Annotated in this window: 13 protein-coding genes; 7 read left to right on the top strand and 6 right to left on the bottom strand. The window is 62.2% G+C overall.

Features of this window, described 5'->3' with window-relative positions:
* Nucleotides 1-177 precede the first annotated feature (177 nt).
* The 3 genes from wzm (at nt 178) to CLAC_RS00545 (ending at nt 3167) form a co-directional block, all read left to right on the top strand.
* Complete coding sequence (gene wzm, locus CLAC_RS00555; protein ID WP_156324861.1) at nt 178-1101, top strand: galactan export ABC transporter permease subunit Wzm/RfbD; 924 nt, start codon at nt 178-180, stop codon at nt 1099-1101.
* 69 nt (nt 1102-1170) lie between these two features.
* A complete protein-coding gene (gene wzt / locus CLAC_RS00550; RefSeq protein WP_053411259.1) occupies nt 1171-1953 on the top strand; it encodes a galactan export ABC transporter ATP-binding subunit Wzt/RfbE in 783 nt (260 codons plus the stop codon).
* A 119-nt stretch (nt 1954-2072) separates the two neighbouring features.
* Entirely contained in the window at nt 2073-3167 is a 1095-nt protein-coding gene (locus CLAC_RS00545) for a glycosyltransferase (protein ID WP_053413144.1), read from the top strand.
* A 270-nt stretch (nt 3168-3437) separates the two neighbouring features.
* On the opposite strand, the gene CLAC_RS00540 is transcribed toward CLAC_RS00545, so the two are convergent.
* The 6 genes from CLAC_RS00540 to CLAC_RS00515 form a co-directional block, all read right to left on the bottom strand.
* Nucleotides 3438-4568, bottom strand: coding sequence for a PDDEXK family nuclease (locus CLAC_RS00540; protein ID WP_053411258.1), 1131 nt, complete (start codon nt 4566-4568; stop codon nt 3438-3440).
* Nucleotides 4569-4782: 214 nt separating this feature from the next.
* Nucleotides 4783-6012, bottom strand: coding sequence for a hypothetical protein (locus tag CLAC_RS00535; RefSeq protein ID WP_053411257.1), 1230 nt, complete (start codon nt 6010-6012; stop codon nt 4783-4785).
* 212 nt (nt 6013-6224) lie between these two features.
* Nucleotides 6225-8225 (bottom strand): glycosyltransferase, encoded by a 2001-nt coding sequence (locus CLAC_RS00530; RefSeq protein WP_245621910.1) that lies wholly within the window; start codon nt 8223-8225, stop codon nt 6225-6227.
* 18 nt (nt 8226-8243) lie between these two features.
* The gene (locus CLAC_RS00525) at nt 8244-8744 is read right to left on the bottom strand and encodes a GtrA family protein (RefSeq protein WP_245621909.1); all 501 of its coding nucleotides are present in this window, start codon (nt 8742-8744) and stop codon (nt 8244-8246) included.
* Nucleotides 8745-8793: 49 nt separating this feature from the next.
* A complete protein-coding gene (locus CLAC_RS00520; protein ID WP_053411256.1) occupies nt 8794-9849 on the bottom strand; it encodes a hypothetical protein in 1056 nt (351 codons plus the stop codon).
* A 122-nt stretch (nt 9850-9971) separates the two neighbouring features.
* Nucleotides 9972-10586, bottom strand: coding sequence for a hypothetical protein (locus tag CLAC_RS00515; protein WP_245621908.1), 615 nt, complete (start codon nt 10584-10586; stop codon nt 9972-9974).
* A gap of 43 nt (nt 10587-10629) precedes the next feature.
* Here CLAC_RS00515 and CLAC_RS00510 point away from each other — a divergent pair, with 43 nt between their 5' ends.
* The 4 genes from CLAC_RS00510 to CLAC_RS00495 all read left to right on the top strand — a co-directional run bounded on the left by CLAC_RS00510 (nt 10630) and on the right by CLAC_RS00495 (nt 15331).
* Complete coding sequence (locus tag CLAC_RS00510) at nt 10630-10857, top strand: hypothetical protein (protein ID WP_053411254.1); 228 nt, start codon at nt 10630-10632, stop codon at nt 10855-10857.
* Between the two features lie 120 nt (nt 10858-10977).
* Complete coding sequence (dprE1, locus tag CLAC_RS00505) at nt 10978-12447, top strand: decaprenylphosphoryl-beta-D-ribose oxidase (protein WP_053411253.1); 1470 nt, start codon at nt 10978-10980, stop codon at nt 12445-12447.
* Between the two features lie 63 nt (nt 12448-12510).
* The gene (gene dprE2 / locus CLAC_RS00500; RefSeq protein WP_053411252.1) at nt 12511-13272 is read left to right on the top strand and encodes a decaprenylphospho-beta-D-erythro-pentofuranosid-2-ulose 2-reductase; all 762 of its coding nucleotides are present in this window, start codon (nt 12511-12513) and stop codon (nt 13270-13272) included.
* Nucleotides 13273-13354: 82 nt separating this feature from the next.
* Complete coding sequence (locus tag CLAC_RS00495; RefSeq protein WP_053411251.1) at nt 13355-15331, top strand: galactan 5-O-arabinofuranosyltransferase; 1977 nt, start codon at nt 13355-13357, stop codon at nt 15329-15331.
* Nucleotides 15332-15346: the final 15 nt, after the last annotated feature.

Raw genomic sequence — 15346 nt, 5'->3', positions numbered from 1 at the left:
TCCGGGTAACTAATCGCAAGTAATTCTAGCCAGACGCTCCCGCCAAAACCATACCCAGTGGTACAGCGAAGATAGACAGAGATTGACGCAATCAGCCCATGCCATCGTTCAATCCGCGGTTCGATCCGCACCAGCGGGTAGTTTGGAGACGTGACTAACGATGACACCCCGCACTCCATGGCAGCCGGCGCAGCAGATAGCGCTAGCTCCCTGCGCAGCGAAGAGGAACTCCGCAGTGACATCTCCCGCATGATTGACGCCGGTGGGCAGGCTCAGGCTCTGGAGTCCCACTCCCGCACAGTCAAGGCGGCCTGGGCCGACCTCGTCCGGGGCTTCGGCCAGCGCGAACTCTGGCTGCAGCTCGGCTGGCAGGACATCAAGCAACGCTACCGCCGCTCCACGCTCGGACCGCTGTGGATCACCATCGCCACCGGCGCGATGGCCCTGGCGCTCGGCTTGCTCTACTCCCTGCTGTTCCAGCAGGAGTTGGCGTTCTTCCTACCCCACGTCACAGTGGGCCTGATTGTCTGGGGTTTCATCTCAGGCTGCATCAAGGAGGGCTCGACGGTCTTCATCGAAAACGAGGGACTGATTAAACAGCTGCCCAGCGCGCTGAGTGTCCACGTCTACCGCCTGGTCTGGCGGCAGCTGCTGTTCTTCGCGCACAACATGGTGATCTGGCTAATCCTGGTCATCGTGTTCCGCCCGGAGCTCGGCTGGAACTTCTTCCTGGCCGTCCCCGCGCTCGCGCTGCTGGTCGTCAACGGGGTGTGGGTGACCATGTTCTTCGGTATCGTCGCCACGCGCTACCGCGATGTCGCGCCGCTGCTGGATTCGCTAATCCAGCTGGTGTTCTACATGACCCCGATTGTCTGGACCACCAAGACTCTTGAGGAGCAGGGCGGCGCCGTCGCCGAGCGAGCCAAGATCGCCGAGATTAACCCGCTGTTCCACTACCTGGAAATCATCCGCGCGCCCTTGACCGGCGAGGCCGTCGCCGCCTACCACTGGTGGATCGTAATCGGCTGCACCGCCGCCGGGCTGCTCCTCGCCCTCGGAGCTATGAAGCTCTGGCGCTCCCGAGTCAGCTACTGGGTCTAGAAAGCACGAGGTCGACGGGTAACAAGGCGACCGTCGGCAAGCTAAGAAAAGGACTTAAAGGGAAAAGATATGGTCAGCATTGACACACAAAACGCGTGCGTTGACTTCCCCATCTTCGACGCGAAATCGCGCTCGATGAAGAAGGCATTCCTGGGCGCGGCTGGCGGCGCGATTGGCCGCAATGATTCGAACGTGGTGGTCGTAGAGGCGCTCAAGGAGATCAACATCCATCTGCGCGAGGGCGACCGCGTCGGCCTGGTCGGGCACAACGGCGCCGGCAAGTCCACGCTGCTGCGCCTGCTCTCCGGAATCTACGAGCCAACCCGCGGCGCCGCCGACGTGCGCGGGCGCGTGGCTCCGGTGTTCGACCTGGGCGTCGGCATGGACCCGGAAATCTCCGGCATGGAGAACATCATCATCCGCGGCCTCTTCCTCGGCCAGACGCGCAAGCAGATGAAGGACAAGCTCGACGAAATCGCCGACTTCACCGAACTCGGCGACTACCTGCACATGCCCCTGCGCACCTACTCAACCGGTATGCGCGTGCGTCTCGCCCTCGGCGTGGTCACCTCCATCGAGCCCGAGATTCTGCTTCTCGACGAAGGCATCGGCGCCGTCGACGCAGCCTTCATGGCAAAAGCCCGCGTGAAACTGACCGAACTCGTCGAACGCTCCGGCCTGCTGGTGTTCGCGTCGCACTCAAACGAATTCCTGGCGCAACTCTGCGACACCGCACTATGGATTGACCACGGTACCGTGCGCCAAGCCGGCCTCGTCGACGAAGTTGTCGAAGCCTACGAAGGCAAAGAGGCCGCCGACAAGGTACGAAAGGTACTGGCGCAGCGGCGATAACTGAGCTTTCGGGGTGCTGGGATGTTGCTGGCGGGCTGTCGGCAAGCCGGTGGACGGGCGTGGAAAGATGGGTGAGTGAAGGCACAATGCCAAAAAAGTCCTCAACGGAGAATGCCTCAATGGAGAACGAAGTGAGCCAAACAAGCGATAATTCGGCCGGAAAGTCGCAAAAGGATAGGCCCGTGGTCGCCGCGATTGTGGTGACGCACAACCGCGTTGAGGATCTTCGCCACTCGCTGCCGATTGTCACGGGGCAGACCAGGGCGCCGAAGTGGCTGGTTGTCGTGGACAACGGCGACGACCCGCGGGTGCGCGAGGTCGCTGAGACCGCCGGGGCTGCCGCTGGCGTCGAGGTACGTTACATCGGCTCGAAGACGAACCTCGGCGGTGCCGGCGGATTCGCGCTGGGCATGCTCACCGCGCTGACTCTCGGCGCCGACTGGATTTGGTGCGCCGACGACGATGGACGCCCCGAGGACGCCCACGTGTTGGACTCGCTGCTCGACTGCGCGCGCCGCCACGAGCTGGACGCCGTCTCGCCGATTGTGTGCGACATCAAAGCGCCGACCCGCCTGGCGTTCCCGCTGCGCCGAGGCCTGGTGTGGCGCCGCATGCGCGAAGAGCTGTTTGAAGACGGTGTGAACCCGAAGCTTCCGCTGGTCAGGGACAATTCCGGCGAGCTGTGGTTCACCAACTTCGGCGATCAGAAGGTCGCGACCGGGCACTCGCTGCCGGAGGGCCTCGAAACCATCGACTCCAACCACGATTTCCTGCCCGGCATCGCGTCCCTGTTCAATGGCGCCCTGTTCAGCGCGAAGTCGCTGGAAAAGATTGGCGTGCCCGACTACCGCCTGTTCATCCGCGGTGATGAGGTCGAGTTCCACCGCAGGCTCGCCCGCTCGGGGCTGCGCTTCGGCACCTGCTTGACAACGGCCTACCTGCACCCTTCCGGATCCGGCGAATTCTTGCCGATCCTCGGAGGCAAAATGCACACCCAATACCCGGCGGACGACTTCAAGCGCTACTTCACGTACCGCAACCGCGGCTACCTGATGAGTCAGCCGGGCATGCGAAAGCTGCTGCCTCAGGAATTCCTGCGTTTTGGCTGGTTCTTCCTGGTGCAGCGCAAGGACGTGCGCGGTTTCTACCGTTGGTTCAAGCTCCTGCGCCAGGGCCGCGCGGAGAATTTCGAGCGTTTCGACCCGAAGGGGTAGCTGGCGTTGGTGTAGGTGTGCTGGTGGCGCTGGTGCAGGTGCGCCGGTGTAGGTGGTGCGCTTCCTTTACACCACTTGTTGGCGCGGTATTGGCGCATTTTCCACCACCATCGCCACTTGTTGGCGCGGGATCATGTTGTGTGCGTGCTATAGCGCAACATCAACATGATCCCGCGCCAACAAGTGGTTAAAGTAACCCAGTAGCGCGCCAACAAGTGGAAAACTGGCCCGCAAAACCCAACTTCCCCACCGCACCACCTCACCCCAACATCACCCAACTTCACTCCCACCCCGACACGCTCGCTCCCGTCGCGCGAGGACGCGCTTCTCACGAAGCTGGCGCTCCTTGAACGACAACGGCGCCTCCCGGAACCTCCCAAAATCTGAAGAAAACACCAAACCACCTGCACGAATGCGCTCCCTCTGACGCGCGGCCACCTTCTGCAGGAACCCCACGCAGCGACCATTCAGCACGTCGGCCCAGCAGAGGCGCAGCACGTCAAGGTGCAAATTCTTTAGCCTCTTCTCCCGCGCCTGTTCACGCAGCAGAGTCTCCTCCGTCGCTTTCACGGAGCCCACGGAATACTTCATCGCACCGTCGAATTCAATTACGAGATTCAATTCCGGAATGTAAAAGTCGACCCGCCCGATAAACCCCTGTTCATCGTGGAAATCGACTTGCTGCAAGAGGATGCAAGGACCGTCGTAAAGCGAGGCTATCCCCGAGTCGAGGACACAACCCTTAGTGAGCGACTCCCCAATCGACTCAGAGCGGTCGGTCGCCATGGCGATGATCGCACGGGCACGCCTATTACCAGGCGAGTGCGGGTAGGCGGCGAGGGTGTCGCGGAGTTCGGTGGGTGTGCACCAACCGCGCACGGCAGCATCCGCGGCAATCAGACCATTTTCGGAGCTTGCGTTCCGGCAAATATCGATGACGGTCTTCGGCACATCAGTGACGCGCCGTCCCTCGAGTTCCACGATATCGCTGGTCAGGATGTTATTTCTGACACGTCGCACCCGCGGGTTCGACTTCACCCGCAGGCCGGAGTTGGCGAGAGGGATAGTGGCGCCGCGAAGCAGCAATGGCAGTCCGTGCAATGCGGCCGCCGCCTCGCCGGTGATAATTGTCGACGAACCAGGCTTGACCAGTGCTTTGGCCTGAGAAAGGTACCGTTCCGCGACCGATTTCTCATTCCACTCGCACACCCGGAGGTACACACCGTGGGCCAGCCGAATCAAGTCACTGTCGCTGGCTCGTCTGCCCGTCGGCGCGGTTTCCACTGGTTCACGCAGATCAACCCTGCTTGCCGACGCCACCACGCACTCGCATGGATGCGTCCTCGTGGTCTGGTTTACAGAGCGGATGAGGCCGTCGTTGTCGGTTTTCCAGGCTGGCATGGTGAGGCAGGGACCTTTCGGAACTTCGCCCCCCGGGGGGGGCGTGCTTGTTGCTGCACCGGCTCGGCTGGTCGCAGCGGAGATTGTGTCCCTATTTATGCCCTACATCCATCCGGACTTTTGGCCGGAGCGCCTCGTTTGTCCGGCTCCTGTGGATGGTTTTAGGTTTCGTGACGGGCTGTGGATAACTCGACAGTCTGGGCTTTCTGCCCGTTTACCAGGTCTTTACTCGTGGCTCGGCCATCGGGAGGCTCGTGTCCGATTGCCAATACAACTCGTCGGCTGAGTACGTGACTGTCTTGCGCTCACCGTCGGTGCCGGTAGCGTCAGCACCAGAATCTAAAAGAAGCATGTTCGCTGAGCGAGTTATAAAATGTCCCTGCTTGCCCGACTTTTTTGCCGTCACCTGCATCGGAGAGTCGAGAATCAGTATGACGTAAGGTCCCGTGTTTGACCCGGGGTTCGGGTTTCGAATCCCCTGGTAGGCAACCAGATCGTCATCGGTCTGGAAGATGCGCACCGTGCCCGTAAAAGTGGTCTTCTTGCTTCCGTCACCGCTGGATTCTTCCTCAGCGCCGGAGCTTCCGCTTCCACTGCGCGATTCGAAATCGCTGGGCGCGGGCACGGGAACACTCGCGCCCGCGGTAGGCTTTGGACTTTGTCCTCCAGCTGCTTCGACAGAATTGCCAGAAGCCGTTCCCTCGGCACCAGCTCCAGGAGCACAATCAGTGCCGCCAGCAATCGCTTCGACAACATCCAATTGCTGGGTCGGAATCCATTCAAATGGGGTGAATTCCCCAGGCTCGGGATTGGCGGGCTCGTCGAACAATTCCCCTCCCTGCCTCTTCACCAGGGCATCGACGCTGCCACGCATGGCCTCGGCCTGGAAGTAGTACATTCCGGGCTGATTGACTGCCCGCTGCACGGCCCGGCGGGCACCGCCGGCGGAGGCTACGCCATCCAGATAGCTCTTGGTAAAGGAAACTTGTTCGTCGTTTTCATCTACGCCGAATACACCAATCGCGTTGATTTCGCTGCCCTCGATATGCGGGCCGTAATTTACAACCAGCTCGGGCACGCATCCGGCATCAAGGTGCACCAATGCGTATTTTGTTTCACTGCCCGGCGACACGGATCCCGCCTCCGTGTCCAGCGCGGGAGGTGCGACCAGAATCTTTTTGTAGACCTCAATCGCCGCGCCCGCGTTCCCCGCCGCATCGGGGCCAGAGCCCGCAGCTCCCCCACTGCTTCCGCTACCGCTTGCCGACGATGTCCCCTGCCCCTCAGCCACAGTCGCGCGGTCACGGGAGACCTTCACAAAGAAAAAGGTGCCGACCATGGCAATAATGAGCACCAGCAACACGATAATTGCGATGAGTTGCTTACGGGTCTTATCTTCTGCATTTCCCGCCGGATTGTCTCGCGGCGGCACGGAGTTGGTCATGGTCGGCGCTCCAGGGCATTGTTCGCGTTCTTTTCACTGTCATTCCTTGAATTGGATTAAACACGAATAATCCCCACCTGGCGGCGCCGCCGCGACCTCGGGGGTAGATACCGCTACGGCGGTACACCTCAGCACCGGCCGCAAGGCCGCAAACCCGCAGCCCACCCGCAAGGCCGGACGCCGCAGCACCCGCTACGCCCCAGCCACCGGAACTAAGCCTCGAAGAACTTCGACCAGTTCTCCTGGCTGGTCAGCTCCGGTACTGCGCGGCGCCACTGCTCGGCAATCTCGTCCCAGCGCGAGGACAGCTCGCGCATGAGGCTGACGACCTCGGCACGCATCTTCTTTTCCTTGTCCAGGTCGCGAACCAGGTGGCGCACGCCGTTCTGGGAGGCGTCGGTCACCCACACGTCGTCGAAGGTGGACAGGTGCCACCAGAAGGAGTCCTCGAAGGCCACGGCTGCGGGGCCGGGGCGCTTCTTGCCCATCTGCGTGTATGCCAGGCGCTTGGCCAGGGTCTTGTTCTCGCTGGAGATCTCGTGTGACGGCGGGCGCACCGGAGTCAGGTCGCCGGGCATCTCGTGCAGCGGCAGCAGCTTGGTCTCCGGGAATTTCGCGCGTCCGGCGCCGATACGGGCGAAATCGCCCTGCGAGGCGTTACGCAGCACCTCCGGGCCGCGCAATAGGTCGCGGACCGCCTCCATCTGGGTCCACGCCAGGCCGTAGCGCATCGACACGAGGTTAGTGAGGATTCGTCGGGAAGCGACGTTGACCATGTCCTTCGAGGAGACCTCGCCGTGCATGGTGGCGGCGATGAGCGCGTTGCGCAGGCCGAAGTACTGGGCGGCGTTTTCGATGTCCTTCCAGTAGAAGTCAGCGTGCCAGACGGCGGCACCCGGGATCGTGTCGGTCGGGTAGCCGGCCTTGGCGGCGCGGAAGCCGTAGTCGATGTCGTCATATTGGAAGAACAGCGGCAACGCCAGGCCAATCTTCTTAACAACCTCGCTCGGCACCAGGCAGGTCCACCAGGCGTTGTACTCCACGCCCAGTCGACGCAACTGGTGCGCCTTGCGGACATCCACGTCGGCCTTACCGAACTTCGGGTCGTTCTCCCGAACAGTCAGCGCCTTCCAATCGTAGGTTTCACCGGTGCGGAAGAGGCTAGTCGGGTTGAACAGGAAGAGCATCTGAGCGCCCAGCAGCATCGGCTTTTCGGCGCACACGGCCAGCGCGGATAGGCGCAGGGTGGTCTCGGGCTCGGGGCGGATGTCGTCGTCGGTAAGCAGAATCATGCAGTCGCCCGCCGCGGTGGCATCGCGCATGCCGCGCGAGAACCCTCCGGCGCCACCCAGGTTCGGCTGGTGGACGACGCTGAGTCGCTCGCCCAGGACTTCCTTCGCGAGCTCGAAGTCAGCCTCGTCGGCCGGGTGCTGATCGCCCTGGTCAACGACGCGGATGGTGCGAACACGCTCCAGGGCCGGCAGGTCCTGCGCCAGGGTGGCAACCGTGCGCGCGCAGTCCACCGGGCGGTTGTAGGAGCAAATCACCAGGTCGGTGGGCAGGTCGCGCTTGATCGCGGAGCGCGGCACGACGTAGCGGACGTCGGAAATCTTCGCGCCGGCGTCCTCGGTGTCAAAGCGCAGGTGAATCGCACCGCCGTCGGCGAAACGGTCGAGCGGAACCGTCAGGCGCACCTCCTCGTTCGCGGAGCCTGCCATCGGCGAGTGTTCACCGGTCCAGTTGCCGTCGGCATCGGAGCCACCGGAGGCCCAAGAATCCTCCATGCGCAGGTGGCCACCGATATCTTCGGTGTAGGCCAGCACTCGCGCGGAGCCAACCACGCGGGCGCGAATCTCAATCTCCTTAATCGAGGTCCAGCGCTGCCAATAGGAGGCGCGGAAGCGACCAAAGTAGGTGTCGGTGCGGACAATCGTGTGCCGCCCGAGCGTAATCGAGTTACGGGTCGCGCGAACCGAGCCATCGTAAGCACCCACGCCCTCGATGCGGAAGTACAGCTCTGGGTCCACCCAGTCCGCCGGAGGAGCGAACAGAACGCGCTGAACAGTCAGAGCATCGCTGTCACTTGCCTCCTTGGCCTGGTTAATGCTTTCCGACGTACCCAACGCCTGCGCCGAGCTCACAACTGTGGCGGCGCTGGTGGAGTTGACGCTTGTGTCCTGAGTTGGTTCCTGGTTCGAGGCAGAAAAAGTCACGCCTTCCAGGTTATCGCGCTATTTCACACGGAAGATGAACACACGCTGAATGATGAAGTTAATTACGGTCGCAACACCCTGCGCCACCACGAAGGAAGCAGTATCCGTCCAAAAACGTGACCAACCCCAGACACCGTCGAAAAGCAGCGGGCTGTACTTAAATAGCTGCGTCTGAATCGCGAACGTAATGATGTACAGAATTGCTACCGCCACAGTCCGCCTCCACGAGGCTTCGGCTTTGAAGGTCCAGCGGCGGTTAATCATGTAGGCCGTAATCGTTCCGAGCACCCAGCCCAGCGGCTTGGATACCTCGTTGCGGGGTAGCCCAAAACCGTAGTTAAAGATCAGCGTCGAACCGAAGTCCACCACCGCGGCGATGACACCTGAAATAAGGAATCGCACCATCTGCACCATCAGGCCGTGCTCGTCTTTGACATCCGTCGCCATCGGCGCTGCTGCGGAGTCCTCTACAATGAACCCGCTCGAGTGGTCGTCGTTGGTGTTTTCTTTGGCTGGCACGGGTGAGATTCTATGCCACCTCGCAGCAAAAACCTTCCTTTGCCACGCATCAGCGGCGCAGAGTCTCCCGCAGCAAATCCAGTCGAGCCACCGGGGGAAGCGCGTATTCCCCACAAAGACCCAGCCCACACATCTCCTCCCAGCTGCGCGGGCACAGGTGCTCAATGTCTTCTCCGCTGAGCGGCGCGCCATCGTCGCCGACCCACCCCAGCGACTCCATCACGTGTGCCGCCACGTCGTGTCGCAGCTCATCGCTGGTCAGCGCTGCGAGACACAGCATGTTTACCAGCGCCGCGTCGTGCCCAGCCGGATCATCCTCCGCGTCCTCTAGTGGCAGGGCCCGCAGCCGCTTTACGACGTCATCCCCCTCGGCCCCGCCCAGTTCCACCGCGGCCGGTTCAGTGCGATGCAAGTCGAGTGCTTGCAGAAGCGGGACAAATTCGAAGACCCCTGAGCGTTCGATGACGTCGACGACGTCGGCACGCGTGGCGGCAAGGGTGGTCTGGATGGAATCGCGGCCGGTCAACTCCTCGTTGATGGCAGCGATATCGATGATGTCTTCTCCATCGAGGTCACCGAGCGCGTGAACTGTGCCGCTGCCGCCAATGCATAGGGCGTCCGGCGTGGCATCATCACGGGCGAAAGCCTCGCGAACCTGCAGGGTATGGGTCCACAGACCCCACTGCCACAGGATTTTATCGCCCGGTACCTGCAGCACCTCAGCAATGGTGGTGGAATCGGGCACATCTAGATATTGCGGAGCGCGGGCATGCACCGCGCGCACCACGGGGGAACCGGGCAATCCGTGCCCACTGGAGCTCCCACGGCTACCGCGACCGCCGCGGGCACCTTGCGCCCCGAGCGACGTCGGCGACTCCACCTGTGTCGCCAGGACCTGGAACTTAGTCGGCACATTGCCACGCCAGCCGAAGATTACGGCTAGCGCTCGGGACAGCTCGCCGAGACTCAACTGATCGTTAATGCCGAAGACCCTATGAACGCTGCGGGGCTCCGCCTCCAAAGCGGCACCGATAACCAGCGTGGCCGGCTCTGCGGCCACGCGCACGCCTGGGAAGGCGATGACGTTATCGGTCTTGGATGCCATGCCCACAAGCGTACGCAGGAAAAACAAGCTGGGCGCGATGGGAAAAAGTGGTTACAATGCCCGGAGCGCGTGCCCGGTTGCGGCCAATTCTGCTCCGAAGGCCGGCACTTTCAGGCGCTCTCTCAGCCGCCGACCAGCGGCAATTGGCGCACGTCTTTCCCCCAGGGTTCATGCAGGTACTTGCGGCGAATTCGCTGCGACTCAACCGCTTGCCACTCGGCAATAAGCTTCTCCACACCACGCGCGAGCCCCAATACGGGCCCTGCGACTTCCACGCCGACATGAGGGAAGTCAATGACCTCTACGTCAGCCACTCGTGGGAAGCGCGGCTCCGTCAGCCTGTCCTTGCCTGGTTTGGCCTTCTCTTCTTTCACCGCAGCCTTCAGCTCGGCGATGTGCTCGCGGATGCCCGCCACGCTTGCAGCGAGGTCGACCACCTGGGCGTTCGCGTCCGCAATCGCACTGTGCAGCATGCGCTGCGAATCCGTCTCGTTATCGGTGTCGCCACTGTCTTCGGGGCCTCTCAGCACCGCTACGCAACAATCCCGCAGCAGTCTGGAGAGGACGTCGGCGGCATCGTCGGCAAGCGGATCTACGAGCCACGCGCCCGAGAGGCGGTCGCCGGTGAGCGACGGAGAGAGCTCCACGTGCCACACCACAATGGGCGAGGTCGCGCTGGCGATGGCGAGCGTCGGAGCTACGGGAGACTGGGCAGATGCGGCGGAAGCTGCGGTCATGACGTTGATGGTAGCCCGAAGTAGGCCGGGTAACCTGAATCGCATGTTCGACTTTTTCAAAAAGAAGCCGCGCGAGACCATCAATATGGCGGCCGAGTACACCAACACCCCGCTGTCGAACCAGATGGTGATGCTCTTCGCCGAGGAGCTGCCTATGCTCGACAGTATGGAACGCGCCAAGGTTTACCGCGCACTCGAGGTCTACGAAGGCCCCCAAATCACCTCGCAGGAAATGCTGCCGGAGGAAATCCGTCGAATTATGGATATCTAGTCGTCGTTCAAAACCCCCCAGGTAGAAGCGCTTCCCGACGCCCACATGGTGATGAAAATTTCCGTTTTGCGGTGGTGTTTCTAGGCGACGACGGGAGCCCAAAGGGGTAGCCTGGCGTTGATGTCCATAAACAACAACGGCAAGGCCAGCACCGAAGCTTCGACCGGTGCCTACGGAGCCGTACACACAGAAGCCAGGACCCTCACAGGCTGGGGTCGTACCGCCCCCGCTAAGTCCCAGGTACTGTCGACGCCGGACCTGGAAGAGATCGTCAACGCAGTCAAGGCTGTTGCAGATCAGAACTCGGACAAGCCTGACCATCTGCGCCGTGGCGTCATCGCCCGCGGTATGGGACGCTCCTACGGTGACCCCTCCGTCAACTCCGGCGGCCTGGTCATCGACATGCAGAAGCTAAACCACATCCACTCAATCGACCAGGAGACAGCGATTGTCGATGTCGATGGTGGTGTGACGCTGGACCAGCTGATGAAAGCCGCGCTGCCCTACGGCCTGTGGGTTCCGGTTCTGCCGGGCACTCGGCAGGTCACCATCGGCGGCGCAATCGGCCCGGATATTCACGGCAAGAACCACCACTCGGCCGGTTCCTTCGGCGACCACGTGCTGAGCATGGAATTGCTGGTCGCAGATGGCCGCATCCTGCACCTGGAGCCGAACGGTTCGGAGGATGACCCGGATGGTTCGCTGTTTTGGGCAACCGTCGGCGGCATGGGCCTGACCGGCATCATCGTCCGCGCCCGAATCAAGATGACCCGGACCGAGACCGCGTACTTCATCGCCGATGGCGACATGACGCATACCCTCGACGAGACCATCGAGTTCCACTCGGATGGCTCCGAGGAGAACTTCACCTATTCCTCTGCCTGGTTCGACGCGATCTCGCCGGAGCCGAAGCTCGGCCGCGCGGCCATCTCCCGCGGTTCGCTGGCGACGCTGGCACAGCTGGAGGAGCTCGCCCCTAAGCTGGCGAAGGACCCGCTGAAGTTCAACGCCCCGCAGCTGGTGACCGTGCCGGATATCTTCCCGTCCTTCACCATGAACAAGCTGTCGATGATTGCCATCGGCGAGCTGTGGTGGCTAAAATCCGGCACCTACAAGAACAAGATCCAGAACCTCACGCAGTTCTATCAGCCGCTCGACCTGATTGGCGAGTGGAACCGTGGCTACGGCAAGAAGGGCTTCCTGCAGTACCAGTTCGTGGTCCCGCGCGAAGCAGTCGAGCCGTTCAAGGAGATCGTCCGCGATATTCAGCGCTCCGGCCACTACTCCGCGCTGAACGTGTTCAAGCTCTTCGGCGAGGGCAACCAGGCACCGCTGTCCTACCCGATGCCGGGCTGGAACGTCTGCGTCGACTTCCCGATCAAGGCCGGACTGGGTCAATTCCTGGACGACCTGGACAAGCGCGTCATGGAGTTCGGCGGCCGTCTGTACCTGGCAAAGGAATCCCGCACTTCCGCTGCGAACTTCCACCAGATGTACCCGGGCATGCAGAGCTGGCTGGACACCCGCGACGCAATCGACCCGAACGGTGTCTTCGCATCCGACATGTCCCGCCGCCTGGAGTTGCACTAACGCTAACCGGAAACCGGTCTCTGCGGCCTGGCCGCGGAGCAACCGTCGAAAGGATCAATTCTTATGATTAACGCCGTTGGCGTTCCCCAGTCCATTCTGTTGCTCGGTGGCACCAGCGAGATCGGCCTGGCAATCACCGCCGAGTTCCTGAAGAAGGGCCCCGCGAAGGTCATCCTCGCATCGCTACCGAACGACCCGCTACGCGAGGACTCCGAGGCCAAGATGAAGGCCGCTGGCGCCTCCGAGGTCGTCACCCTCGACTTCGATGCCACCGACTTCGACTCCCACCCAGAGGTCGTTGACAAGGCCTTTGCCAACGGCGATGTCGACATCTGCATCGTTGCCTTCGGCATGCTTGGCGACGCCGAGGAGCTCTGGCAGAACCAGCGCAAGGCGGTCCTGGCAGCAAACATCAACTACACCGGCGCTATGTCGATGGGTGTCCTGGTGGGCCAGAAGTTCAAGGCACAGGGCCATGGCCAATTCATCGCCATGTCCTCCGTTGCGGGTGAGCGCGTGCGCCGCTCCAACTTCGTATACGGCTCCACGAAGGCCGGCCTGGATGGATTCTTCCTGAACCTCGGCGAGGCCCTGGAAGAGTACGGCGTGAAGACCCTGGTCATCCGCCCGGGTCAGGTCCGCACCCGCATGTCCGCGGATGTCGACGAGGCACCGCTGACTGTGAACAAGGAAGATGTGGCCAAGCTGGCGGTCAAGTCCGTTGAGGCGGGCAAGACCCTGGTGTGGGCTCCGCCCGCATTCCAGGCCGTGATGATGATTCTGAAGCACATCCCGCGCCCGATCTTCAAGAAGCTGCCGATTTAAGGGCTGAGCCTTCAGGGCCCTACCCTGGGGCCTCATGCGCCCCATCCGTCACAACTGCTCAGACTGTGCAACACTTAAAAGCATGGCTGACAAGCAGGACACGAACGCCACGAAGCACCAGGAACCCCTTTTCGTCGATGATGATCGCTACGAGATCTTCGACGACGATCAGCTCTCCCTCAAGGCCGGGCTGCTGGGCCTGGTCGCGGCCCTTTTCGGCGGCGCTGCCTCCGCCCTGGCGGCCTGGTTTGTCCTGCACCGACTGTCGCTACCGGCGTTCGGCGGCTCACAGCTGACCCGCGCGGTCGCGACGGCGGCAATCGTGATCATCCTGGTCGCTACAACGGTTCTGCTGTACTTCTTCGCCACCAAGGGCGCCGACAACCGGCCCCGGTGGCTGACCTGGCTGACCTATTTGGTGTCCTATCTCTCCCCCGCGGCACTGGTCATCGCAGCGGTTGGCATACCACTCGGGTCCACGAAACTCTGGCTCGACGGCCTTTCGGTGGATCAGGAATTCCGCACGGAGTACCTGACCCGAATGACTGCCGAGTTCGGGTTGCACGACATGTCCTATATCGACGTCGCCTCCTACTATCCGGCCGGCTGGTTCTTCTTAGGCGGCCGCCTGGCAAACCTACTCGGTATTGACGGCTGGGAAGTCTTCCAACCCTGGTCCCTGATGACCCTGGCCGCCGCAGGCTGCATTCTCGTCCCCGTCTGGCAGCGCCTGGGCGGTTCGCTCCCCGTGGCCACGGGAATTGCCCTGGTCACCACGGCCGTAGCCCTGGCCACAGTCGCCGATGAGCCCTATGCCGCGGCCGTCGCGATGGGCCTTCCCGCCATGTCGGTCATGGCCTGGAGGGGCCTCGGGGGCGCCTGGTCCGCCATGATTGGCGTAATTGTTTTCCTCGGTATTTCGGCCACCTTCTACACCCTCCACACCGGCGTTGGCGCCCTGATTGTGATTGTCCTAGCCCTGGTGGCGTGGGCGTCGGCACGCTCATGGATGCCTGTTCTGCGCCTGGCGGTGATGGGTGTCGGCTCCATGGTTATTGCGGCCACCGTGTGGGGTCCGTACGTGTGGGCGGTGCTAAGCGGTAAGCCTCGCTCGGGTGCGACCGCGACACATTATCTGCCTGCCGACGGCGCCCAGCTCTATCTTCCAATGTTCGCCGCGAGCGTCATCGGCGTAGTCTGCTTCGTCGGCGTGATCTGGCTGCTGGTCCGCGCGACGGAGCCAGATGCGCGAGCGATGGGGCTTGCCACACTGGTGCTCTACGGCTGGACAGTCGCATCGATGATTGCCACGCTGGTCGGCCAGACCCTGCTGGGCTTCCGCCTGGCCGCGCCGATTACTTTCATGCTGCTGACCGCGGGCGTGTTCGCGCTTGCCGACGCCCGCCTCAACGGCGTGGAGAGGTACTGGCCCCAGGCGGCTTCGCCACGTGTGGCCCGGAAGGTTACGTCGGTTATGGCGGCGCTGCTACTGCTGGCGGGTATCGGTTACGCGCAGTCGATTCCGAACAAGATCCACGGCGCGATTGACCTGGCCCACACGGATACAGACGGCAATGGTGAGCGCGCGGATCGCTTCGCTCCGAACTCGGGGACCTGGTACGCGGAAGTAGACAGGACGCTTCGCGACGCCGGATTGGTGCCCTCGGAGACGGTCGTGCTGTCGGACGAGAAAAATTTCCAGGCGCTCTACCCGTGGTATTCTTTCCAAGCTCTGACCAGCCATTACGCTAACCCACTAGGCGAGTTCGACCGCCGCAATGAGGCGCTGGAGGCCTGGTCGAAGATTAAGGACCCGGATCAGCTGATTGCCGCGATGGATGCCGCCCCGTGGCGCGGGCCGGATGCAATCGTGCTGCGCGGGGAGGCCAAGCCTGTGGGCGGCAAGGACGCCGGCCCACTGACGCTAGACATCGCGGATGATATTTATCCGAATAACCCGAATGTGATCTTTCGGAACTTGTCGTTTGCGCGCTCAGTTTTCGACAAGCATTGGAATCTGAAGCAAGTCGGGCCCTTCGTCGTAGCCATACGACAATAGAGTGATTTCTGTTAC

The sequence above is a fragment of the Corynebacterium lactis RW2-5 genome, assembly GCF_001274895.1.
GTDB lineage: Bacteria > Actinomycetota > Actinomycetes > Mycobacteriales > Mycobacteriaceae > Corynebacterium > Corynebacterium lactis.
The sequence above is the reverse complement of the archived record's forward strand: the minus strand, read 5'-3'. Positions and strand labels throughout refer to the sequence as shown.

What these genes read in the sequence shown, in the direction of transcription:
- wzm (WP_156324861.1), top strand. Translation starts at nt 178, where the DNA reads ATGGCAGCCGGCGCAGCAGATAGCGCTAGCTCCCTGCGCAGCGAAGAG.
- wzt (WP_053411259.1), top strand. Translation starts at nt 1,171, where the DNA reads ATGGTCAGCATTGACACACAAAACGCGTGCGTTGACTTCCCCATCTTC.
- CLAC_RS00545 (WP_053413144.1), top strand. Translation starts at nt 2,073, where the DNA reads ATGGAGAACGAAGTGAGCCAAACAAGCGATAATTCGGCCGGAAAGTCG.
- CLAC_RS00540 (WP_053411258.1), bottom strand. Translation starts at nt 4,568, where the DNA reads ATGCCAGCCTGGAAAACCGACAACGACGGCCTCATCCGCTCTGTAAAC.
- CLAC_RS00535 (WP_053411257.1), bottom strand. Translation starts at nt 6,012, where the DNA reads ATGACCAACTCCGTGCCGCCGCGAGACAATCCGGCGGGAAATGCAGAA.
- CLAC_RS00520 (WP_053411256.1), bottom strand. Translation starts at nt 9,849, where the DNA reads ATGGCATCCAAGACCGATAACGTCATCGCCTTCCCAGGCGTGCGCGTG.
- CLAC_RS00515 (WP_245621908.1), bottom strand. Translation starts at nt 10,586, where the DNA reads ATGACCGCAGCTTCCGCCGCATCTGCCCAGTCTCCCGTAGCTCCGACG.
- CLAC_RS00510 (WP_053411254.1), top strand. Translation starts at nt 10,630, where the DNA reads ATGTTCGACTTTTTCAAAAAGAAGCCGCGCGAGACCATCAATATGGCG.
- dprE1 (WP_053411253.1), top strand. Translation starts at nt 10,978, where the DNA reads ATGTCCATAAACAACAACGGCAAGGCCAGCACCGAAGCTTCGACCGGT.
- dprE2 (WP_053411252.1), top strand. Translation starts at nt 12,511, where the DNA reads ATGATTAACGCCGTTGGCGTTCCCCAGTCCATTCTGTTGCTCGGTGGC.
- CLAC_RS00495 (WP_053411251.1), top strand. Translation starts at nt 13,355, where the DNA reads ATGGCTGACAAGCAGGACACGAACGCCACGAAGCACCAGGAACCCCTT.